Annotated in this window: 15 protein-coding genes; 3 read left to right on the forward strand and 12 right to left on the reverse strand. The window is 35.7% G+C overall.

Annotated elements, in window-relative coordinates; translation table 11 throughout:
• Positions 1 to 195: 195 nt before the first annotated feature.
• From LB454_RS11140 to LB454_RS11190, 11 genes are all read right to left on the reverse strand, one after another.
• Entirely contained in the window at positions 196 to 1,485 is a 1,290-nt protein-coding gene (locus LB454_RS11140) for an EpsG family protein (protein WP_224464750.1), read from the reverse strand.
• Positions 1,486 to 1,491: 6 nt separating this feature from the next.
• A complete protein-coding gene (locus tag LB454_RS11145) occupies positions 1,492 to 2,514 on the reverse strand; it encodes a glycosyltransferase (RefSeq protein ID WP_262902786.1) in 1,023 nt (340 codons plus the stop codon).
• 67 nt (positions 2,515 to 2,581) lie between these two features.
• A complete protein-coding gene (locus tag LB454_RS11150; RefSeq protein WP_224464751.1) occupies positions 2,582 to 3,661 on the reverse strand; it encodes a glycosyltransferase family protein in 1,080 nt (359 codons plus the stop codon).
• Positions 3,648 to 4,754, reverse strand: a complete 1,107-nt coding sequence (locus tag LB454_RS11155) for a DegT/DnrJ/EryC1/StrS family aminotransferase (RefSeq protein WP_224464752.1) — start codon at positions 4,752 to 4,754, stop codon at positions 3,648 to 3,650. Before LB454_RS11155 ends, LB454_RS11150 begins: the two co-directional genes overlap by 14 nt.
• Positions 4,747 to 5,556, reverse strand: coding sequence for a hypothetical protein (locus LB454_RS11160; RefSeq protein WP_224464753.1), 810 nt, complete (start codon positions 5,554 to 5,556; stop codon positions 4,747 to 4,749). Before LB454_RS11160 ends, LB454_RS11155 begins: the two co-directional genes overlap by 8 nt.
• Entirely contained in the window at positions 5,549 to 6,520 is a 972-nt protein-coding gene (locus LB454_RS11165; RefSeq protein WP_224464754.1) for a GNAT family N-acetyltransferase, read from the reverse strand. The genes LB454_RS11160 and LB454_RS11165 overlap by 8 nt, the downstream gene beginning before the upstream one ends.
• Positions 6,520 to 7,956: a lipopolysaccharide biosynthesis protein gene (locus LB454_RS11170; protein WP_224464755.1), complete on the reverse strand. Its 1,437-nt coding sequence runs from the start codon at positions 7,954 to 7,956 to the stop codon at positions 6,520 to 6,522. The genes LB454_RS11165 and LB454_RS11170 overlap by 1 nt, the downstream gene beginning before the upstream one ends.
• Positions 7,949 to 8,365 (reverse strand): sugar 3,4-ketoisomerase, encoded by a 417-nt coding sequence (locus LB454_RS11175; RefSeq protein ID WP_224464756.1) that lies wholly within the window; start codon positions 8,363 to 8,365, stop codon positions 7,949 to 7,951. The genes LB454_RS11170 and LB454_RS11175 overlap by 8 nt, the downstream gene beginning before the upstream one ends.
• Positions 8,365 to 8,754, reverse strand: a complete 390-nt coding sequence (locus LB454_RS11180) for a sugar 3,4-ketoisomerase (protein ID WP_224464757.1) — start codon at positions 8,752 to 8,754, stop codon at positions 8,365 to 8,367. The genes LB454_RS11175 and LB454_RS11180 overlap by 1 nt, the downstream gene beginning before the upstream one ends.
• Before the next feature lie 4 nt (positions 8,755 to 8,758).
• A complete protein-coding gene (wecB, locus tag LB454_RS11185; protein ID WP_224464758.1) occupies positions 8,759 to 9,844 on the reverse strand; it encodes a non-hydrolyzing UDP-N-acetylglucosamine 2-epimerase in 1,086 nt (361 codons plus the stop codon).
• A 902-nt stretch (positions 9,845 to 10,746) separates the two neighbouring features.
• Positions 10,747 to 11,940, reverse strand: coding sequence for an ATP-binding protein (locus LB454_RS11190; RefSeq protein WP_224464759.1), 1,194 nt, complete (start codon positions 11,938 to 11,940; stop codon positions 10,747 to 10,749).
• 1,610 nt (positions 11,941 to 13,550) lie between these two features.
• On the opposite strand from LB454_RS11190, the gene LB454_RS11195 reads away from it, so the two are divergent.
• The 3 genes from LB454_RS11195 (at position 13,551) to LB454_RS11205 (ending at position 18,292) form a co-directional block, all read left to right on the forward strand.
• A complete protein-coding gene (locus tag LB454_RS11195; RefSeq protein ID WP_224464760.1) occupies positions 13,551 to 15,890 on the forward strand; it encodes a zinc-dependent metalloprotease in 2,340 nt (779 codons plus the stop codon).
• A 918-nt stretch (positions 15,891 to 16,808) separates the two neighbouring features.
• Positions 16,809 to 17,228 carry a CBS domain-containing protein gene (locus LB454_RS11200; RefSeq protein WP_224464761.1) on the forward strand — a complete coding sequence of 140 codons (420 nt, stop codon included), beginning with the start codon at positions 16,809 to 16,811 and terminating at the stop codon, positions 17,226 to 17,228.
• A gap of 257 nt (positions 17,229 to 17,485) precedes the next feature.
• Positions 17,486 to 18,292 carry a T9SS type A sorting domain-containing protein gene (locus LB454_RS11205; RefSeq protein ID WP_224464762.1) on the forward strand — a complete coding sequence of 269 codons (807 nt, stop codon included), beginning with the start codon at positions 17,486 to 17,488 and terminating at the stop codon, positions 18,290 to 18,292.
• An 86-nt stretch (positions 18,293 to 18,378) separates the two neighbouring features.
• Here the strand turns inward: LB454_RS11205 and LB454_RS11210 are convergent, their stop codons facing one another.
• Positions 18,379 to 24,240 carry a beta strand repeat-containing protein gene (locus LB454_RS11210; protein WP_224464763.1) on the reverse strand — a complete coding sequence of 1,954 codons (5,862 nt, stop codon included), beginning with the start codon at positions 24,238 to 24,240 and terminating at the stop codon, positions 18,379 to 18,381.
• Positions 24,241 to 24,281: the final 41 nt, after the last annotated feature.

A 24,281-nucleotide genomic window follows, 5' to 3' on the forward strand; every position in this document is an offset into this window, starting at 1 on the left:
GAGTTGGTGTCAATGTGTTTAAAAAAACCTTAAAAGTTTTCTAATTATATAATGATAAGTAAGTTTTTTTAACATGTAACTTCATTGAATTTTCAAAACTATAAACTACTCGTTTTAAATTAAGTAAGTATTTTACAATCCACTAATCGAAAAGTTATTTATCATTGGATAAAAAAATACAATACCATTTATTATTTAAAAAGCCTTCCTTATAAGTGTTATTAAATTGACTTCGTCTTCAACTATAAATGATGTAATTGGATTACCAAAAAATAAAAACATACCAAAAAATTCAGATCCAATTCTTATTTTAAATAAAATCAAATACATTAAAAAGGGAACAAAAATGTTAAATATGATTTTGTTTGTTTTTAAAATGTAGTTTGAAACTACAATAAGTAAAATTCCATATATCATAAAATGAAATATTGTTAAAAACCTACCACCAGATGGAATTAATGAAGCGAATTGAGCAAACACTCCAAATAATAAAATGAATTTAAAAAAATTATAAAAATCTCTTCCAAGGTCAATTTTTATAGATTTTCTTTTTGCATACAAAAGTAAAACCCAAAGAAAAATGAAAAAACTTGTAATAAACTTATTTATTTGAAAAATCAATGATTTTTCATCTAATCTTTTGTTGAATGCATCATTGTAACCTTCGCTTGCATATTCCTCAACTTTTAAACCAAGGATATTCGGCAGATATGAAGAAATATTTTTTATAAAATCTAAATCAACATTATCAAGTATAAAAGCTACTAGATAAAGTATTATTAAAATATTAATCTTTAACCTTATAAACCTAGAAATAATAAAAATAATAGCTGGAAAAATAAACGAAAAGTGAACTAAAAATGATGCTAAAATCCAAAAATAACCACTCTTTTTCTTGTTAGACAGGTGAAAAAGTAAAATCCCATAGATGTAAATATGTGCTGCTGTCCACATTCTCACACCATTGACTTGCCATATTGGCAAAATTAAAATTAAATATAAAATTAAGACACCTATAAAGAGTCCTTTAGTTTTTTTTAGTTTCGAAAAAATGATCCAAAGATTTTGAACATAAAAGAAGCCAAAAACTGCACTAAAAACAGTGAAGAGAATTTGTGCGTTACTAGTAAAAAGAGAAACTAACCAAGTAATAATAGTTTCGTAAAAGTCTAATTTTAAATCAGCCGACTCAATATTGTAAATTCTATCTGAAATATATTCTAAACTATTCCCTTCTTCATTCATTATTTTTAAATTAGAAGCATATCGAGCTGAATCGGCAGCGCCCTCAACATCTTCTTGAATAATAAATGCAAATCCAAAATAAACACAAAATAACCAAAAAACAGTCTTAGACTTTGGGTCTTTAATATCCTTCAGCCTATGTATTAATAGAGCAAATGGCCAAATAAGAAACACTAATAAATCATAGCCTGATACTTTCGGGAGTTTAGCGTAGATTAAATTTGTATTTGTTTTATTCATGAACAATTATTTAGCTAAATCCAGGAAATTCTTTGCCACGTTTTCAATTTTAAACTGAGCAGGGTTTTCTATTTTATATTCCTTCTCATAATTTTTATTTAAAAAATTAATTACAATTTGTTTTTCGAAATCAAAACTATTCACAGAGAGCACTGGTCTTCCAGCAATGTAATAATCAATCAATTTACTGGGAGTTTGAATTTTCAGTCCATTGTTTATATTCAAAAGGAAATCAGCTTTAGCTAATTCTTTTAAAATCTGTTCTCTTGGAATATACTCTCTCACTTCTATTTTAGGAGATTGTTTTTCGTATTTCTCTATCAATTTAACTTTAGAAGTATACAAAATAAATTTGAAATCAATTTTCAACTCTAGAAGGAAATCTAAAAGTGGTCTGGGATCTCTTTTCCCTGGAATAATATTACCAGCAAATATGAATTTTGTTATAGTATTTGGTTTATAAAGTTTTTTGTAATGATCAAGATTAAATTTAAAACCCTGTGGTATAACTTTTATTTTATGATGAAATTCCTGATAATAACCTTCAATTGATGCTTGAGTAGGTACCGTAATAAAATCGCATTTACGAGAAAAGACTTTTTCTAAGTATTTGAAATAGAAAGGATGCTTGAATGTATCGAGTGTAACTTTCATGAATGGATCTCCACAATCGGCTACCCATATTTTAGCAATTTTGGAGATTTGCCCCACAGCTTTTGCAACTCCCCAATGAATTGAATGTGGTACTGCAATTGATATTAATAAATCATATCCTTGTTCACCTTTCAAAGCTCTTTTAACCTTATTGATAAGTTTAATATCTGGATATTCAAAAGCTATTTGAAGTAACCTTTGAGCTATATGTTTAGGCTTTTCAGGTAAATTCTCAATTAATTTAGAGCTTTTAATTTTACCTAAATCTTTAAGTTTGACATTGTGACTGTCTGCAAAGCTGTATTGCAAATCTTTATTTGTTATGGTTGTAATCACTTTAACTTCATGCCCTAGTCTCGCTAATTCTTTTGCCAACTCCGTCGTTCTAAATGACCTTGGGGAATTCATCGGGTAAAACGAGCGTGATATGATGAGTATTTTTTTAGGCATGAGCTTCTATTTTCCAAATTTGTTGGTAAATCTCTACCACTTGATTTGTTATTGCTTTTGGGTCATGGTATCGATGGACAAAATTATAAGTCTTTTCTGATAAATCTTTCAAATCACTATTACTATAGCCTAATACTGTTTTAAGCACATTATATATGGTGTCTTTACTGGCATTAATAATTGGGATTTCTTCCTGTCTAATATTGACATATTTAAAAAAAGATGGTCTTATAAAACTAATTACAGGTCTTCCTATTGCCATGGCTTCAATGGCAGCCGTACCATACCAACCACCTAGAAGAGCCACTACAGAAACATGACATTTTTTATATCGTTCTATGAGTTCATCATGAGAAATACCTTCACATAAATCTAATTCTATTTTATAGCCTTCTTTTTTTAGTTTTTTTACAGCTTCAATTAAATATATAGTTCCTTTCTTTTTTCGACTTGTTGCCGCATGTAAAACTCTTAGTGGTTCATTATCCTTAAGAATTGGTAGTTGGTAAAATGTAAATTGACCTAAATCAACTGCTAAAGGAATCACTTTTGCTTCGGGAACAAAAGGCGAATACTGAGGGGCGCAAACTATTTTGTAATCTATGTATTTAGACTCGTGTGTTAATCTTCTTTTTACTTTTTTATCGTGTATTTTTCCAACTTCAGCAGTCATCATAGACGCCATGTTTGTGATTTTATAATTATCTAAACTCCATTGGTATTGCTCGACATCATTACCCAAATAATGCATGATTACTTTTTTTCCAAAAATCTTATAAAAAGGTAAGTCGATTTGGTTTTTAAACAAGGTTTTACCAAAATAAAAATGAAAGGTATTAAAGGTAAAGAACCAATATATTTTTCTAAGGTTATTCCAGGTATGTTTAAAAACTTTTGATATGAAACTACCACCATGTAACAATTCGATATCAATTTGTCTCTTGTAAGGATCAGCTGTTACGACTGAAATAGCTTTTACATTAAACTCTTCCCTAAGTGTTTTAGATATTATTCCCGCCTGTGTCCCATAATTAACCAAGCCATGAAAGACTTTTAATTTATCGGTAGTCATTAATGGCTTTAATTATTTTATTGACTTCATCTTTAGTAATGACCTGACTTATTGGTATACTGATGACTTCGTCGTGCATTTGTTCTGCTACAGGTAAATTTAAATGTTTAAATTCTTTTAAAGCCGATTGATGATGCGGTGGAATCGGGTAATGAATGACTGTCTGAATATTGTTCTGAGAAAGGTATTCTTGAAAACGATCTCTTCGGCTTTCCTTGATTCTTAATACAAATAAATGAAAGGCATGTTTTTCTATATCATGCACGATAGGCAATTGTATATACTTATTTTTAATTTGCTCTAAATATAATTTGGCTACATCTTGGCGTTTTTTATTATCATGGTCTAAATTTTTAAGCTTTTCATTCAGAAAAGCCGCTTGCAATTCATCTAAGCGGCTGTTAACCCCTTTATATTTGTTATGGTATTTTTGATGAGAACCATAGTTTCGATAAGCTTTTATAATTTCAGCAATTTCTGAATCATTTGTAGTTATAGCACCCCCATCGCCTAAAGCTCCTAGGTTTTTACCCGGATAAAACGAAAAAGCCGTGGCATTGGTTGAACCGCCAACTACTTGACCTTCTAAATCTCTTGCGCCATGAGCTTGAGCCGCATCATCAAACAATAATAAGCCGTTCTTACTGGCAAGCTTTGTTAAGGCTGGTATATTTGATGTTTGGCCATATAAATGGACTGTAAAAATAGCTTTCGTCTTAGCATTTATAGCTTTTTGAGTATTAGCAACCGATAAATTGAAATCATCATCAGGCTCAACAAAAACTGGCTTTAAACCTGCATTTATCACTCCTAATATTGTAGCGATGTAGGTGTTTGAGGGTACAATCACTTCATCACCTTCTTTTAGCTGGCCTGCGATTTTATAAGCTTCAAGAATTATGGTGATGGCTTCTAAGCCATTGGCTACGCCTATACAATGCTTTGACTTACAATAATTTGCAAAATTAGCTTCAAAACTTTCCAAATGCTTACCCATCAATACCCAGCCTGAATCCAGCAAATGGTCTAATTGAGTATGAAAAGCTTCTCGGTACTCATCGTTTATTTGTTGTAAGTCTAAGAATTTAATCATCAAATTTTTGTTTTTTTAAATCTATTATAGGTCTGAAGATGTCTTTTGCGAAACTTTCATCATCTATATCTAGATTGTATTCATTTGATCTTCGTTTACCTAAAATATTAAGGTCTATCTTGCTGTTCTCGGCATAATCAACTTCACTTAAATTGTAGTAATAATTAAATTTATTTAGATAATTAGCATCAGCTTTAAACTTTTCATAATCTAATAATTTATCTTCATCTAAGTAATATAAAAAATAATAAGTTCTTACAGCTATTAAAAATGCAGTCGCTTTTACTTCATTATCTATCTTGTCTAAATATTTTTCAAAATCATTAAGAATCTTCACTTCATAAACGGTTGGTTTAATTTGTGCCAAAGCGTCATTATACCATTGTGTATTGAATTCATTGTAAACTAATGACTTTAGTATATCTAATGGGCTACGCCAAATACCCCAAACATCAATCTCAGGGAAATTAACTTTCATCCATTCTTGTGCAAAATGGTTGATGGTTGTCTTAATAATATGAAGTTTTTCTGGCTTGAACTCTAAGGTGCTGGAATCCTTGAAATGCCAATGAGACTTAACCAAATCGTTTCTTATTTTTCCATTTTTTAATCCTTCTAAAAAAAGATAAGCTTCATTTGTATTGGGCTCGTTAAATGGCACATACATTTTTTTTCTGATAATGCCCGAGTTAAACGGTTGCATTAAAAGCTCTACATCATCAGATAGATTAAGTAGTCTAGAAATAGCTGAAGATCCTGACCGGTCAAAACCATTCAGTATAACTGTATCGCTTTTATTCATCTAATTGTAGATTTAAATAATTAGATGTCTTAATTTCATAAAAATCATGAGAATATGCTCTTCCGCCCATGCGCTCTTTCCAAGCTAACAAACCTTGGTTTAAGACTTTACCATTATTTTCATTGGCAATCCCAAAATCAAAATATTTTTTATCATTAAAAACTTTATCGATTAAATGTAAATATAATTGATTTAAAGCTCCATTTTTTCTTGCTTCATCAGTTGCTGATATATACTGTGCATGTGCAACAGTCTTAGTTTCAAAAAAAACTGTACCTGCTATTGTTTTATTGCCTTCTTGAGCAATATATAATTTTATATTATTGGGGAATTTTGACTTTAATAATAAAATCTCTTCAATATTATGTACAGGTTTTATTTTAAACCTTGAATATAGATTGGGTTCTAGCACATCACGCCAAAATGATTCAAATTCATCGGACTCCATAACCTTAATGCCTATTTTTGCTGCCTGTTTAGCTTCTCTTCTATAATTAGAACTATATTTAAACCTATTGCTGTAATCTATAGCTAAGGCTGTATCTCTTCTATATAAATTCGCATTTAGTAAAAACATGGCATATTCAACTTCGTCAGTTTGCAATTCATTGTAAAATCGAGGAAATGCTTTATAGAGCATTTTTTTTACTCCTTGTTGATTCAAATATTGGAGTATTGTTTGAATAATCTCCAACTGTACTGGTAATTTCAACTCTTTTTTAAAACAAAATCCACCATAGGTTAAACCTTGATGAGAATACACAGTATTTTCATCGGTAACATTGGCAGGTAAACAAGCTACAAGCTTATTTTTATCATCATAAACCATCAAAGAATAATCTGTAAACCGATCGGCATGATAGTCCATAAATTCACGCTCAAATAAAAAAGTTGCATTTTTAGCTTGTTTTATAAAGGTGTTCCATTCTTTTTTCTTTGTGCTTGTGTAAGATTTTATGATCATTAAATCTTATTTTTAATTGTTGATAATAGAAAATTAAGTGTTTTATTCCTTATCAATCCTAATATGCTTAATGTTAATATACTAAAGAATAAAAACCTGAATAGTAAACTTGTTAGCTCTGTAAAATTAAAGTCTATGAATTTAAAAATTAAAAATCCAATTATATAAACACTTCCATTAATCATAAAAAAAGTTAATACACTTTTTAGTTGTTCTTGCGTACCGTAATCAATCAATTTTTTATTAGGCCAACTTATTAAAATGAAAGATAAAAGCTGGTGTAAGATTAAACCATATAAAAAAGGCACAATACCATAAAAAATTAAGGCTGCAATCAAGGGTATTGCTAAAAACTTACGGTAAATCCCTATTTTAAGAATTTTACCACTTTGATTTTTTACTTTTAAAATGTTAGAATTAAGCGCATCTAGTGGGTAAAATAAGCCTGAAAAACAAAGAATCGTTAAATATTCTCCAGCTAATTCCCACTGCTGCCCCATTAAAACTACTGTTAAGTCTTTTGCAATAAAGGACAATAAAAACATGCCTGTAATAGACACCAACATTGTAGCTTTTAAGATTTGCTGGTAAGCGTTTTTAAGTCTTTTATTATCATCTTGAATTTCACTTAAAACCGGGTAAGTAACGCGCTGGATAATTTGTGTTAATGTCATTGATGGTAAACGCTTGAAAGTTTCAGCTCGGGTGTATTGGCCTAAATCTGCAGCTGAAAAATATTTACCAATGATTAAAAAATACATGTTTTTATATGCTGTATCAATTAAGCCTAAAAACATCAGTTTATTCCCAAAACCAAACATATCTTTAAAAGAATTCTTATTGAAACGTAAACTAGGCCACCATTTAGTCAAATGCCAAAAGGCTAAAAGTGTAAGTACACTAGCAATGATATTCTTCCATACCAAACTCCAAACACCAAAATCTAAGTAGGCTAAGGCCACAGCAACACCACCTGAAAGTACAGAAGAAAATAAGGTCAGCTTTGCTAAAGCTTTAAAGTTAATGGCTTTAGTCACTTGGGCACGTTGCACTAGTGTAAGTGCATTAATAATTAAGGTAAATGATAATAATCGGACAATGTCAGTCAGTATTGGCTTTTCGTAAAATTCAGCTATGAACGGCGCTGTAAAGTATAAAATAGCATAGAGTGTAATACTTACACCAGCATTAAACAAAAAAGCGGTATTGTAATAATCGTCATCAGGATTTTTTTTTCTGATTAAAGCATCACTGATTCCAGAATTGATTAAGACCTGAGAAATACCTATAAAAATGGTAATCATACCAATCAAACCGAACTCTTCTGGCGTTAATAACCTTGCTAGAATAATACCTATACCAAAGGTAATGAGTTGGTTGGATAGATTTTCTACTGCACTCCAGGCTATACCGCCTAAGGCTTTTTGCCTAAGCATTTCTGTATCTTAAATAATCCTTATAATCTCTCAAATAATCTTGCTCATCATAAACATGAGACGCTAAAACCAAACAAATGGCTCCCGAAGTAAAATTAATTTCTGATGCCCAAATCCCCGGCGGAACATGTAAGGCTTGGTTAGGTCTGTTTAAAGAGAAAATGTTTTTACGTTTTCCATCATTAACCTCAACTTGAAAACCACCACTTGCCGCCACTAAAACCTGATGACATGCTTTATGCGCATGCGCTCCTCGGGATTCTCCTCCGGGTATGTCATATAAATAAAAAACCCGTTTCACTTCAAAAGGCACTTCTCTATTGTTTTCCACCACCGATATATGCCCTCGTCGGTCTCCAATCTGGTCAATTTCTATCAACTTACAATCGTCTATAGTTGTTGGTTTCATTATAAGTCGTTTATATTTCTGATATAATCTTGAGCATCAAACTTATGACTGGACAAATGCAAAGATACGGCGTTAGTCGAATGATTTTCAATGTGCCTCCAGGTTTTGGGCGGAATGTAAATCGCATTATAAGAACGGTTCAATTGAAATGTCTCTTTTTCACCGCTTTTACTTGTGATCACTACATCAAAGCTACCAGAAAGTGCAATAATGATTTCTTCTTGTTGATGATAAGCATGTCCTCCTCTTTGTTGTCCACCAGGTACATCGTACGTCCAAAATACACGCTCTACCTTAAAAGGAATGTGTGTATTTTCTTGAAGAAAGGTCAAATTTCCTCTGTCGTCTTCAATTTTTGGGAGATTTACTAGTTTTACTTTATCCATCATCTTTCTATAAATTGTTCAAAACCTCAACAATTCGTTCTGCCGCTTTCCCATCCCATTTTTCTGGAATCTGGCCTTGCTTCCAATTACCTGAAAGTAGCTTTTCTAAGGCGGGTTTAATTTTTTGTGGGTTGGTTCCAATCAGTTCATTGGTTCCAATGTCTATAGTTTCTGGTCGCTCTGTGTTATCCCGCAAAGTGATGCAGGGTACATTCATCACCGTGGTTTCTTCAGTAATACCGCCAGAGTCAGTTAATACCCCTTTGGCGTATTTTACCAAGTAGTTAAATTCTAAATAACCTAGTGGTTCAACCAGGTGAATGTTTTTCATTTGAATACCCGCTTTTTTCAAAATGCTTTTGGTTCGTGGATGAATAGGAAAAACAACCGGCATGCCTTGCGTATTGTCATCTATACTACTAATGAATTCTTTCAGTTTTGCTTCTTCATCAACATTTGCAGGTCTATGCATGGTCATGACCAAGTATTCTTTCTCTTTTAAATTAAGTTCATTCCAAACCTCTGGTTGCTGAAATCTACTTTCATTGGCACGAAGGGTATCGATCATCACATTCCCTACAAAATGAATTTGGTCTTGTTTATGCCCTTCTCTTAGTAAGTTTTCTCCAGCTAAAGTTGACGTTGTAAAAAAGTAATCTGTGATACTATCGGTTAGCATACGGTTAATTTCCTCTGGCATCGTTCTATCCCAGGAGCGGATACCTGCCTCTACGTGAGCTACTTTAGTATTAAGTTTTTTAGCAACAATACTACACGCCATCGTGGAGGTCACATCGCCTACTACCATAACCAGATCGGTGGGATTGGCTAACAGTTCATTTTCGAATGCCAGCATAATCGCAGCTGTTTGTTGTGCCTGGCTTCCTCCTCCACATTCCAGATTGACATCTGGTTTTGGAATATTGAGTTGCTTAAAAAATGTTTCGCTCATCTTCTCATCATAATGCTGGCCTGTATGCACCAGGCGATACTGAATATCTTTTCCTTCAGTCTGCGCTTTTTTGATAGCGTGAATAATAGGAGCGATTTTCATAAAATTAGGCCGTGCACCAGCGATGAGGGTTATGTTCATTTCTTTAATCGGTTTATTGTTAACAGTCTTCAGTTGACAGTGATTAGTTGTCAGTTGTCAGTAGCTAGTGATTCATTGGTTATTTTTATTTTTTTCCGTTTCGATAAACGGCAAACTAACAACGCTCAACTTTTTTCTCACGGCTTCGCCGCGGTGAGTCCCATTCTCAGGTCACCGTGGCTGGTTATCTATACTACTAAACCAATGAAAAATGAGATCCTAAGTCAGTGTTGGCCTTGGAGTAGGGGCGTTTCAGAAGAGCAGTAGGACAAATTGTTCACGTGAATGTAGTGTATAGATTAAGGTCCTGCAAAGTAGGGGAGTTTCTTAAAAAAAACCAAAGGAATTTGGAAGTATTTTTGGTTAGTTTAGAGTTGTTCGTTTTCGGTTTTTCGGGGATTCGAGTAATCGTGTAATCGTGTAGTCGTGTAGTTGGGTAGTCGTGTGGTCGTATAATCGTGTAATCGCATAGTAGTATAGTCGGTTAGTCAAGGGGTCAAGAGTCGAGGAGTGAGCTGGTGAACCGGTAGACTGGTTGATTGTTTTTTGTTTACAGTTAAGCGTTTGTAGAGTCCTAAATAGAGTTGACCTTTTTTCTAATTGTAATTTTATCATACTAACCGACTCATAAACTCATGAACTACTGTGGCTTCGGTACGATCCCAACCAAAATGTCGGGATCACTCAGCCACCAGTTTAAGTCAGTCATTGAGTGTCCGCCTATGGCGGATGTATCGAAATGACGTTAATTTTTATATTCCTTTACTCAACTACAAGGTGAACAGTGAACAGTCAACCGACAACTGACTTACCTCCATAAAAAGTAGGCCGTTTTCACTATACTATTACTCCACTATACCACTACTCCATTACTCGACTTCACGATGAACATTGAAACCCATTTAATATAAAAAGCCAAATAGCCAAAGTGGAATTTTATTTCCTGTACCATATTCTATGTTATCGGCAACGACATAGCTGTTTTCAATACCTTTAAGCTGCTGACTTGTTTTATGACTTCCACCAATTTCAAACGTGTAGGTTCCTGCTACTTTAAAATCTCCTTGAACTGTATATTCAATAAGGTGTGCATTGGACAATTGATTTGCGAAAAAAGTCTCTCTAAGGTTACCAATATTGGCATTGTTACTTGAAAACGCATAGTATAGGTTGGTGTTTTCAAGAAATATTTTATCTGGTTTTTGGAGTTTAGTGATGCCTTTGGCGTCTTTGTATAAATTCCTGATGACTTGTGCTTCCTGAAGGAAATATAAATAACTAATGAGTGTATTGCGGTTGATGCCTATGCGTTCGCTAAGCTTACTGATATTTGGCATGAACGGCACCGACTGAGCTATAATATGAAGTAGCTGCTTGAGTTTATTGACGTAAGCTATATCCACTTTTCGCAGTAATGGCAATTCTATTTCTAAGATCATGCTCACCACCTCTTCAAGTCGCTGGAAATACAAGTTCGGTGCTTCCTGGAAAAAAGGGTAATATCCACTTTTTAGGTAATTTTGAAAATATTGCAGTGGTTTAACTCTGGCATTTAAGTCCTGAGCCAATTTCACATGATCTGATAAAATATCATTTAACTTGTAAACAGGAAAATTTTCCTTTAATGTCAAATTTAAATATTCTCTATAAGACAGGCCTTGCATTGAATACACAATGGCTCTTCGACTTAGATCTGCACGTGCATTTAAAATTTCTAAAAGAGAGGATCCAGTAAAAACAATTTTTAACTGAGGGTAATCATCATAGATATTTTTCAATTCCTGAGCCCAGTTTGGGTATTTATGTACTTCATCCAGAAATAGATACTTCCCTCCTTTTTTAACAAAGTTATCGGCTAAATCGATTAATTTATGTTCCGCAAACCAAATTTGGTCTAAGCTTACATAGAGCGTTTCTTCATTGAGTGGCAGGTTTTTTTTGATGTATTGTAAAATTAAGGTAGTTTTCCCTACCCCTCTGGCTCCTTTTATACCTATTAACCGGGCTTCCCAAGCTATATCGGTCATTTGCCCTCTTATAAAATCTAAAGAGGTCTCCTGAATTTTCCTTTGAAATTTTTCCTGAATGTTATTCATGATTGCTTATTCTGTTAAGCAAATATAGAATTAAATTGTATACTTTGTTAAGCATTTTTAGGTTACTGGTTGGATTGTAGGGTAGTTATTTATTTTTTGTAGAATCGTGTATTCAAGTAGTCATATAGTTGGGTAGTCAAAGGGTCGAGGGGTCGAGGGTTAAATAGTGGCTGGTAGACTGGTATACTGGTTGACTGTTTTTTGTTTACAGTTGAGCGTTTTCGGTTTTTCGTGTGATCGTGTGATCGTGTAGTCGAGTAGTCGTGTAGTTGGGGAGTTTTTAGTCTGAGAGTCGAAGGGTCGAGGGTTTAATAGTGGCTGGTAGACTGCTTTTCTGTTTACAGTTGTCCATTTTTAGTTTTTCGTTTATTCGAGTAGTGGAATAATCGGCAGTCTGGTAAACTAAAGATTTTGAATTTTAATAAGCTTTAAAAAAAAACAATTGAAATTGGTCATTGAGTGGCCTGGCGATAGACAGGATGTATCGAAATGACTTTTCTCGTAATTTTAAATTGAGAATTTTTCAAAAAAAGCTCATTAACTCAAAAACTCACGGACTAATCAACTTAACGTAAAAAGCTCCTCCCGAGACTTCGGTATAGGGTTGGGGAAAATGGTCTTGGAATGGTGTAATGGTAACCGTTTGACCGGTAGACTGGTGGACTGTTTTTGTTTACAGTTGAGCGTTTGTAGAGTCCTAAATAGAGTTGACCTTTTTTCTAATTGTAATTTTATCATACTAACCGACTCATAAACTCATGAACTACTGTGGCTTCGGTACGATCCCAACCAAAATGTCGGGATCACTCAGCCACCAGTTTAAGTCAGTCATTGAGTGTCCGCCTATTGCGGATGTATCGAAATGAGGTTAATTTTTATATTCCTTTACACAAGTACACGCTAAACTGAACACTGACAACTGACGACTGTTTTTTCTGCATCCATAATAAGTAAGCCTTTTTTTAACTATCAAATACTTTTACTTTCCCACTATACTATTAATCCATTAAACGGTTACACGATTGTCTGGTAGACTGGTTGATCGTTCTTCGTTTTCAATTAACTGGTTTTTTTACTCTTAGAGAAATTAAAGTTTTAAGTTATTTTGTATCTATCGATTTTTAAATAAAGTTTCCATTACTTTTTACCATCGCCGTAAAAAGTAACCAAAAAGGTCTAGGCTGGCTAAAAAAACATAAGAAAACCCTACGGAATCCCCAGCCACAGATAAAAAATAACTCAACCTCCTATCGTCGGTTTCAAACAGATTTTTATCTTTTAACCCTTTCTGCTTCCTTGGTTTTCAATGTTTTTTTAGTAGGCCGAAATTATAATTCGTTTTCAATTCAAATTCCACGAAAGCCACAGGTTTTTCTGGAAATCAGTCGGTTTTCACTATAAATTAAGTGTTAGAAACATTATATTCAATTTCTTAAACGTATAAAAAGTAGGCCGTTTTCACTATACTATTACTCCACTATACCACTACACTGACAACTATTCAGGACTCTACATTCTACAAACTGACAACCGAAACCTGGCAACGCCTTCTGACTCAACTCTATTTTAAACTTTAAACCTTAGCTTTAGTCTTAAAAAAAACTTGACACATGAAATATCTAGTATTACTAGTCTTTGCGCTTAGCCTTCAGTTAGGCGTGGCTCAGGACAAAAACACTAAAGATTTAGATTCTATTTTAGAAATAATGCCCAAAAGCGAAGGGCTAATCACTACTTTTTTTGAAGATGACAAGCTTTACTTCAAATTTCCGGAAGAGGTTTTGGAAAAGGATATGCTCATGGTGACGCGGCTTAAGCAGTTACCAGCTAACTATTCTGCTTACAGAAATGCAGGATCAAAGACTTCTGAACAAATGATTCACTTTGTGAAAGTAGGCAAGTCTATAGATTTAGTTCAGGTGTTGACGACCAACGTAGCCGATGAAGACGACCCTATCAGTTTGAGTGTGGCTCAAAATAACCTTAACCCAATTTTGGCTTCCTTCCCGATCGAATCTGAAGAAGGAGAAGATTTAATCATTGAAGTGTCTTCCTTCTTCAATGCAGATTCACCTTCTTTCAACATTATTCCTGACGGCTTAAAATCAGAGTATAAAATCGGAAAAGCCGATACCAAACGCAGCAGAATCAATTCGGTGAAAAGTTTTCCTGAGAATACGGAGATCACCCATACGCTCACCTTCCCCACCGATAAGCCGCCACGCGGTAATTCTACCAATACCTTTACCTTTCAGATCAACCACTCCATCATCGCTTTGCCAGAGGATAAAATGCAGGTGAGGTATGAAGACTCCCGCGTGGGCTGGTTTGGTTTGAGAAAATACAACTACAGTTCGGATGCTTTAAAATCGGATGAAGTGAAACTGATTCGTCGCTGGAGGCTGGAACCCAAAAACGAAAAAGCCTACGCCAAAGGCAAACTTACGGAGCCTAAAAAACCTATTGTCTATTACCTCGATCCTGCTACTCCAGAAAAATGGAGACCTTACTTTATCCAAGGCATTGAAGACTGGAATTCAGCCTTTGAGAAAGCGGGGTTTAAAAATGCGATTCAGGCGAAAGTAGCGCCAACCGAAAAGGAAGACCCAGACTTTAGTCCGGAGGATGTGCGCTATTCTACCGTAAGGTATGTGGCATCCACCACAAGAAATGCAGTAGGTCCGAGCGTCTCCGATCCACGTACGGGTGAAATCATAGAGTCGGATATCATCTGGTACCATAATCACTTGAGATCGTACCGTAACCGCTATCTTTTGGAAACCGGCGCTGCCAACCCAAAAGCCAGAACACTCGACACGCCCGAGGAGGAAATTGGTGAAATGATGCGTCGTGTCATTTCCCACGAAATTGGTCACGCCCTCGGTTTACCGCACAATATGAAGGCCAGTTCTGCCTATCCAGTTGACTCCCTAAGGTCCGGAAGTTTTACCCAAAAAATGGGGATAGCCACTACGATTATGGATTATGCCCGCTACAATTATGTGGCTCAGCCGGGTGATCAAAACATCCGGTTTGTGAGACAGCTCGGTCCTTACGATGATTATGCCATTGAGTGGGGTTATAGATTTTTCCCCAACAAATCCCCAGAAGAAGATCAGGAGATTTTAAAAAGTTTTGTAGATCAACGCAGCACCGACCCTATATACATGTTTGGTGGTGGGGGAAATGATCCCGATGCCAAAACTGAAGACATCGGCGATAATTCTGTAAAAGCCAGTACTTATGGCCTAAGCAACCTCAAGATTGTGGCTAAAAACTTAGATAACTGGACAACTGCAAAAGGGCAGGATTTTGAAGATTTGGAAGAACTTTACGGAGAGTTTCTGGGCGTTTACAGACGCTACATTTACCATGTTGTGGCCTCCGTTGGCGGAGTGAATGAAACATTGCTGAATAAAGGTCAGCAAGGCATTCCTTACAAAGCTGTAGATAAAGTCAAACAGCTAGACGCTTTGAAATTTATCAACGGTAATGTATGGACACCTCAGTACTGGCTGGTAGATGAAGCTCTAGTTTCCAAATTTGCCAAAAGCGGAAAACTTCAAAGTCTGATAAACATAAATAAAGCAGTGCTCAATCGGCTTACAGACAGTAAACGTCTCAATATGATGTGGGACACAAGTTCTTCCTTACCTGGAAATGGACTAAGCCCACAGGAGCTTCTCGATATCCTGAATACCGACATTATGGAGTCGAGAACTAGTCCTGACCATGTTGAACGTGAATTGCAAAAACACTGGGTGCATCAACTTATAAAACTGGTAGAAGATGAAGACTTAGCTTTGGAGCTTAAAGGTCACAGTTTATCTCTGCAAAATGATCTTGTTGAGCAACTAAAAACAAAAAATAATTTAACCGACAAAACCTTAAAAGCGCATTATACCTACATTGATAAAATGCTAAAAAAGGCTCTGGATGCTCATGAATAAAGGGATGGAGCTTATAGCGACTGCTTAATTCCTATCAAAATAAGGCTAGTTAGTGTTTTTTCAACACATGAAAATGTACGGTTCGACCGTAGTAAATGTACGGTCGAACCGTAACACAAAGTCATTTGTAAAACTGATATTTGTGCAACTAATCCATTAACTAGTGAGTCAAAATTTCATCTGATTTTGAGACCGTTCCAATGAAAAGCAAGGCGTAACCGCCTTGCTTTTTTAATTTCTTCCTTTTCTATTGTTGCTATTCGTATGAGCATGCTTTAAGAAAGTGTTTTTGATACAATCTGTTTGTTATCCAAAAAACAGATTCCTCAAACTGACGTTAATTTTGGATACATAACAAGTAGGTCGGGTTTCAAAATTCGACATGCAATGAAATATTGACATAAGTAGACTCACTTTAGGGTTGGAGTAAATGGTTGTGGAGTGGTGGATCTTTTCCATTTATAATTTAATCGTTTTATAATAAACTAATCTAAAGGAGTACGCGCTTTTTCAGTGCGTTTATCAAGAAAAGGCTTAGTGTAGATAGATTCTTCTTTAGTTGGGTCGAGTTCTCGATACACTGATTTTAATCTATCGACATAAAATCAGCACTCGAACAGACACTGATAACTCTGTCCTTAAAACTAAATGTAGTTTGGATACATACGCCTAAAGTGGACACCTGACTTTACCAAGGAAATACAGGCAGACTCTGCCACCAATAGGCCAGTTCTAACAGTTTGAATAAGAACTACTACTCGATTTTACTATTATATCCTTTACACGATGAACTGAAAACTGTTTACGACTGTAAACGGTAAAGTCTTCAGATTCATCAATTTCGTGAAATTATGATTTTCGTCATGGTATAAATGGCTTATCTGAGGCATCTTTATAACAAAATTAAATTCAGATGCTATGAAAACAACCCCTATCCACAAAATAATGACCAGAAACCTGGTTAAGCTCAATCTCAGCGATCAGCTGACCAAAGCTGAATCCCTGTTTAAGTCTAACAATATACGCCATCTTCCAGTTGTAAGTGGAAATAAGATTGTGGGAATGCTGAGTATAAACGATTTACTTCGTATTTCTTTCGCAGATGCTACCGATGACGATGGAGACACTGTAGAAACTACAGTTTATGACATGTTCACTTTGGAACAGGTTATGTCCAAACAGGTGTCTTACGTGAAGGCGTCCGATCCTATTGAAGAAGCTGCTAACTTATTCATCAGCGAAAACTTTCATGCCCTGCCTGTTATAGAAAACGACAACCTAGTAGGTATCGTTACCACAACCGACATGATTCGCTATTATAACACGAAATGTAAATAATAAAGTTGACAGACAACTCTTGACCCTTTAACCCATGCCTCACGGCAACTTGAATAGATGACTATATGATTACACGATTAATATAGATCTTGAACTGCGTTTAGGAGGACAGTTGTTAACATTTCCAGCTTTAGGATGCATTTCTATAATTCGAAGTAAAGTAAACAAATCATCTGGCTTGTTATTCATTGAAGAAAACAACATCAAGTGATTGGTATTTAAATTGTATAGATTTGTAATTAACTTAAAACAAAAACATGAAAAAAATTACCTTAGTAGTATTCTTATTGACTTTTGGATTACAAGCTCAAGATTTTCCGAATCCATACTGCGATATTGATCCAGATGGAACCGGTGTTGAAGAAATCACTTCCGTAACCTTTAATGAAACCAACATTACAAATGATGATATTATTTCTATTCTAATTGATAAAACTTCCAATGCAATAAATCTTAATCAGGGAGAAACTTATACCATTGAAGTTCAAGGCAATACTTATGGAGAGTTTGATAATGATATTGTTGCATTTATAGATTGGAATCATAATGAGCTTTTGGATGACACCAATGAAATTTACGAAATCGGAACCCTCACAAATTCTACAGGTGAAGATGGTGTTGCTATAAGCATGGAAATTACTGTGCCAGAAGATGCGCTTACTGGACAAACACGAATTAGAATAACTAAAACCTATACAGATGAAGAATCTCCCGCTATAATCAATCCCTGTGCTATAGAATTTGATGCTTTCGGTCAAGGAAATTTTCCTGGATTCGGGCAAGCCCTAGATTTTTCGCTAAACATTGAAACTTTATCAACAGAAAGATTTGATACAAACGCCCTATCGGTTTATCCTATTCCAGCCAAAGATATTTTGAATGTTAAATACAAATCTTCAATCAATTCCATAAAAATATTCAGTCTTTTAGGTCAAGAAGTCTTTGCTAAAAATATTGAGACTGATGAATACCAATTGAATATTTCATCTTTTAATTCTGGAGTTTACATCGTCAAATTATATACTGCTGATGGTTCTCATAGTCTCAAAATTATAAAAGAGTAAATATTTATAACTTAGTATTAAAAAAGAAAGCGAGCTCCTTCAAAGAGGCTCGCTTTCTTTATTTAAATCAATTGATTTTGGCTGAATTACTCAACTATCAGCTTCACTGACTGACTTGCAGTTCCGTCTGAAAGCTTTAAGATATAAACTCCGGAAGACAAGTTGGATCCTATATTCACTTCTACAGTTGGCGCATTGTCAATCTCTTGATCCAGGACCAATCGACCTTGAAGGTCAAAGATTTTAAAGTCTACGTCATTTCCTGAGAATGCTTTGTTGTGAGAGATTCTGATAAGTTCCCCTCTTACAGGATTTGGATAAACTACTAACGAAGAGTCCAACTCGAAATCATCATCGCTTAGCGATACTTCTTCAAATTTGATCACAAACCTGTCGGTAGCTTTGGAAGCTGGAATGGAGTTGTCCAATTCAAAAGATACTGAAGTAGAAACATCACTTGGCAGCTCTGTCAGCGTTTCCAGGTACCTGTCGTAAAGGAAAGCTTTGGCGTTGGTAAAGTTCTCTGGTTCAATTTCAAAACGGTAATTACTTCGTGTGGCATTACCGAAGTAAAACGGAACACTATCCTGAGCAGTTGGCATGGCTCTGCTTTCTATGGACATATAGTTCGGATTTCGGTCAATAGCAAAAGACTCCTCATAATTCCAGACTTTGGTCGCATCAAGGGTATCTTTAGCATTGTTGCCATCTGCTCTAAATTTTACTTTCAATCCATCGATAGGTGCATTAGTATTTTCTGCAAAGAGGTTTATGTTAAGATTAGTTAGGTCTTCTGGAACACTAAATGTGGCGTTATTATTTACATCTGTAGATTTATAAGACTCTCTAAATACAATCGCTGGTGAAGCTGCAGCAGAAACGGTTTCAACAAAAAAGGCCTGATTGGGGTCTAAAAATTGATTGGCTGCAGAATTTGAAGGGGTTGTAGTACCATCACTGAAGTCTACAGTTGCGTAACCTCCAAAAGAGCCTAGAGTTGGATCATAAATATAAACAAACTGGGAACTTACCCCTGAAGAGTTCCCACTTCCAAGCAGGGTCTGCATATCAACTTTAGCCTGGTAAGGATTACCCACTAAGGAAAACCCACCTACACTAGTTGCGACGTTCTGAACACCTCTTGAGCCAACAACCAATCTACCTGTGGTTCTCAAAGTAGTCGAAGGACCTACTGCAGAATTAGAATTGAGGTTGGTTGACCTATCTCCCCTTATTAGGATAGAGTAGGCAGAACCTGCAGCAAATGTCTCTGAATCCGTGTTAGGCACATTTACCCACTCCTGATTTACAGCGTTCCATCTAAACATAGAAGGATTGCCAGTCAATGTAGCGTCAAATCCATTTTGACCATTTTCAGAACCTGTGATGTGAGTTCCAAATCCTGGGTTCGGATTTATATTATTAGCTGGATCTACATCAACCGTACCCTCGTTATTTACCCCTTCCTGCCAGTTGTCATTGATACTGGTTGTTGTAATGACTGGTGAAGACAAATATCTAAAGGCTCTGTTGTTTTCAGGAATAAAGCGTTGAATTTCAAAATCAGTTCCCACAAGACTTCGGTTATTCCCGTCAAAAGGACCCAAAGCCGCCGTTTCTTTTTCAGTACTTCTAAAAATCACTTTACCAAAATTAGCAAAATCGCCATTTAAGGTTATAGCTTTATCAAGGATTAAAGTTGCTCCAGCTCTAACTACTACATCAGAAATCAAATTATCTTCTAACAAAGTAACAGTACCATTCTCTATAAAAATACTTTTGTCATCGTTGAGTCCACCACTAGACCCTTCAGGAGACTCTCCAATTCCAACCGGGATCCATCCATCTGTATCATTGCTATACACAAAATCGTTATCTCCTACACCAGGAGTCGCATCCAGTTCAGATATACCTGTTTCTTTTATCCATTCTCCAGCCTCATCGTAAACAGGATTTGAATTCCTTACCGTTGGTATATTTCTGTAAAACCTTCCAGTTGAATATTCCCAAGTTGGTTTACCACCTGTTTCTGCAAGAGTTCCATGAATATCAATTAAAGACCCTTCAGTATCGAATACTGAAATAAAGTAAGCATCAAGACCGTCAGAAGTAACCACATCGGCACTCACTAGATCTGGCGTTACTCCATTGTAAATTCCTGAAAATGTAGTGGCGTCAGCAAAACTAATGATATAGTAAGATTTTGGTTGTATTGTCCCTGAAAGTTCGATACTTTCTCCAGTGGTGGCGTTATGCAAATAATATACTCTTTCTGAAAAATCCAGAGTTTCTACACTCATGTTGAATAACTCTACAAATCTTGCATCTTCATTTATACCAGTAGTAGTATCAGGAGCAGCCACTTCAGAAATCAACAAATCTGTTTCAAAAATAATGTCAAATTCATTACTTACTATTTCTGTGAATCCTGAGGCATTTGCAGACAATGTTAAACCAAAACCTAAAGCAGAGTGTTGTAGTGTATTAAAGTTGGCATACCCTTCAGGCGACGTGATGCTTTGCGTGATTGGTTCACCATCTAAACTTCCGGTAGATTCAATTACTACCTCAGTTCCAACACTGTCCAAATCTAAGTTTCCATTGGTATCTGTATTGGCAACTCTCACGGCAGGAGTCATATTTTCTCCTAAAACGGTTGTTGTAGGCTGAACTATGAATTCTAATCCATCACCAACTACATCAATTAAAAACTCACTGCCTTCAAATGCGTTTATTGCATTTGAAAATAATGAACCATCACTTGAGGCCAACTGATTTTCATTTCCGTCTGCCACGGCAAACTGGATCACTTCCTGATCGGTTATCCCAGATTCGTTTAAAAATAAACTTATGGTATAAGTTTTAGAGCTGGCATCGTTCACACTAAACATGGTATCCGGATCTGAATCAATATCCAATAGGATTTCCGTAGGTGTGATGGTTAAGGTTTGATTGCCCTGGTCTAAGATAGTAGTTCCATCAGAAATACTTAAGCCTTGAATCACGTCTTCCCAGTTTGCCGTGTTCAAAGCACCAGGCACAAATCTTAATCTGGTAATATTAGTAGGAAGATTATCAAAATTTCCAGAATCTACCACCTCGAAACTAAACACCTCAACTGCCTCAGCTAACTCATCATTCACATCTGCTATAAGCGTTCCTTCTGGAATTTGACCAGCGATAGGCTCAATGATGTCTGTATCCCGAGCGTTGGAATTTCCCGTTAATTTTACATTGTCTAAACCTGAATATCCTGTGAGGCCATCATTTTGAATAAAGTAACTAAAAGACACTTCTGAAACTGTATCCGGAATGCTTAAGGTAAATGTTCCTGAAGCATCTTCGGTAGTCCCTCCTTCAAATAAGGTATTACGTCCCTCAGAAACTCCATCAAAAAAGACTTCATACTCAATTCTATCACTACTTACGTTGTAACCAACAACTTCCCAGTCAAAACTAAAGTTAACATCAGTATATCCTGAAATATCTACGGTCACAAATTCCAGAGAAGCAAATTCTGAAGTGCCATCACCATTATTATCATTAAGATCGTTTTCTCCAAAAATATTATTGACAAAACTGCCACTAGCTAAAGGCGAAGCATCATCAGAATTAATGACTCCAAAAAATCCATTTCCCCAACCGTTATCAAAAGTGGGAATACTTGTGGAAAATAACCATTCTGGCTGAGTGCCGTCAAAATCCTGAATCGCAATCACCGGAGTGCCAACATCAAACGGATTACTATCCAATGGGCTTGTACTAATTGTAGGTTCATTTGTTCCTGCTGTCAGGATTACTCCTGTTGCTTCAGCTGTATAGCCAATATTTGGAAACGTAGCAACCCCATTTACTGCTGGTACAGGATTAATTGGGTCAACCAAATTCCCAATTGACGAAGCCAAACTTATGTCAGTTGTAATGGATGTATCGATATTTCCATTCTCATCTACGTATCCGACCTGAACCGCAGGGCTGATAAATGCATTGACTTCTACATCAGTAGGCTGTTGAATAAAATCTATTGCCGTCGCTACAACATTAATGGTAAATTGATTACCGGTTACGCTACCATTGGTGAAATTAGAATTGAAATTGGAACCGGTCGCTTCCGCCTGAAAACCGGGATTTGTTTCTGCCACTTCAAACTGAATAATGCTTCCGTCGATAATATTTTCTAAATTCAAAATGACTTCTACACTAAAATTATCAGAACCACCATCAGCGATTTCTACTGAAGCAGTTGGTGTGAAAATAACTTCATCGTCAGTAATAGTAGAATAGGTTCCTGGAATTGCTGCACCTCCAGCATCTTTTACAATTACCTCATTTATCGTATTAGACCAACCAGCGTTATTGAACTCTCCAGGCACGAAGCGCATTTGAGTTACAAAAGTTGATACTCCGTCACCACTGGCTTTGTCTTCAATATTGAAATTAAAAACCTCAGCCTGGTCTCCCGGCGCTAAAGCTATTCCGGGTGTTTGAGTTCCTGGAGCTACCACCTCTGAAGTCTGGTCGTTAAGAAATATTTCGAAAGTCCCGCTGGTTGCTGAAAATGGATCTGCAGTGCTCGCATTGAGTTCACGTCCAGTTGCAACGCTTGTATGAATTAAATTTGAAAACGTAGCAACACCGTTAACAGCATCGACACTAACAGGTTCGCCATCCAAGTCGCCTGAAGATTCAAGACTAACCTCGGAAGTTATATCAATATCCAAATTGCCGTTAACATCCACAAAGCCCAATTCTACAGCTGGCTGCATGATTAAGTCTCTTGCAGTGTCAGTAGGTTGCTGTAAAAAAGCAATGTCAGTGGCTACCACGTCGATGGTAATTTCGTTGCCCAACACTTCAGCTGGGAAAATATTTGTGAATTGTGATCCTGAGTTATTAGCCTCAAAATCTGCATCTACCTCAGAAATTGAGAGCTGAATTACACTTCTATCAATTATACCAGTCTCATTTAAAACAGCTTCTATAGTATAGTTTTCTGACGTCCCGTCAGCAATACTAAGAGGAGTATCGGGTTCAAAAATGATTTCTCCCCCCGATACAGAAAAATTACCTGTAATTTCATTACCAAGCTCGTCTCTTAAAACAAGACTGTTTATAGCTGTTGACCAATTTACAGTATTATTAGGACCTTCAAGAAATTGCATTCTAGTCACATTGGTTGGAAGAGCATCACTTGTTCCTAAGTCCTGAATATCAAAACTAAATATAGATTCTGCCTGATTGGCAAAATCCAGTGCCGTTAACGTTTTAGAAGGAACTTGAGTATCTGGAATGATGACGACTGAATCTTCATCATTACTATTAATTGGTGTACCCTCAAGTTTTAAGTTATCAATTAAATTATTTCCAGCCGCATTAGATGCACCATTTATATTAATTCTTATAACTAATTGTGCTTCATCATTTACATCAGGTAGTGAATTTGATAAATTAAATGTTTTAATTTCTCCACCGCTATCACTTGTTGGGTTATAGTTACCTCCAACTAAATCATTAAAATTATCTCCGCCGTCAGTTGAATATTGGACTTGATTATCATTAAACCCTGTAGTTGATCGCCTGGTCCAAAATGATAAAACAATATTTTCGAATCCTTCTGTTGAAAAATTGAAATCAATGTTTTTATTATTATTAGACAAAGTTGCTGCTGCTCTAACAGTGAATGCAGAACCTGCGCCACTTCCTAGGCAAGCATTCTGGGTAGATCCAACAACTGATTGTGTTGTGGCTGGTTCTAAGTCATGAGTAATAGTTCCATCACCAATAATTCTGTTAGTTACATTAACGGGTGAAGGAAATCTATTTCCTGTAGTTTCTGTGGGACTATTAAAATTCCAACAGTGGATTACCTCTTGAGCATGGATAAGTTGAGCGGAAAATAAGAGGATGATAAGAAAACTTATAAACCTAGGACGTAAAAGTTTATTCATAATAAGCTTGAATTTGGTCAAAGATATAAAAAAATGAGTTG

Origin of the sequence: Psychroflexus montanilacus (assembly GCF_020164535.1) — a bacterium.
Classification (GTDB): Bacteria; Bacteroidota; Bacteroidia; order Flavobacteriales; family Flavobacteriaceae; genus Psychroflexus; species Psychroflexus montanilacus.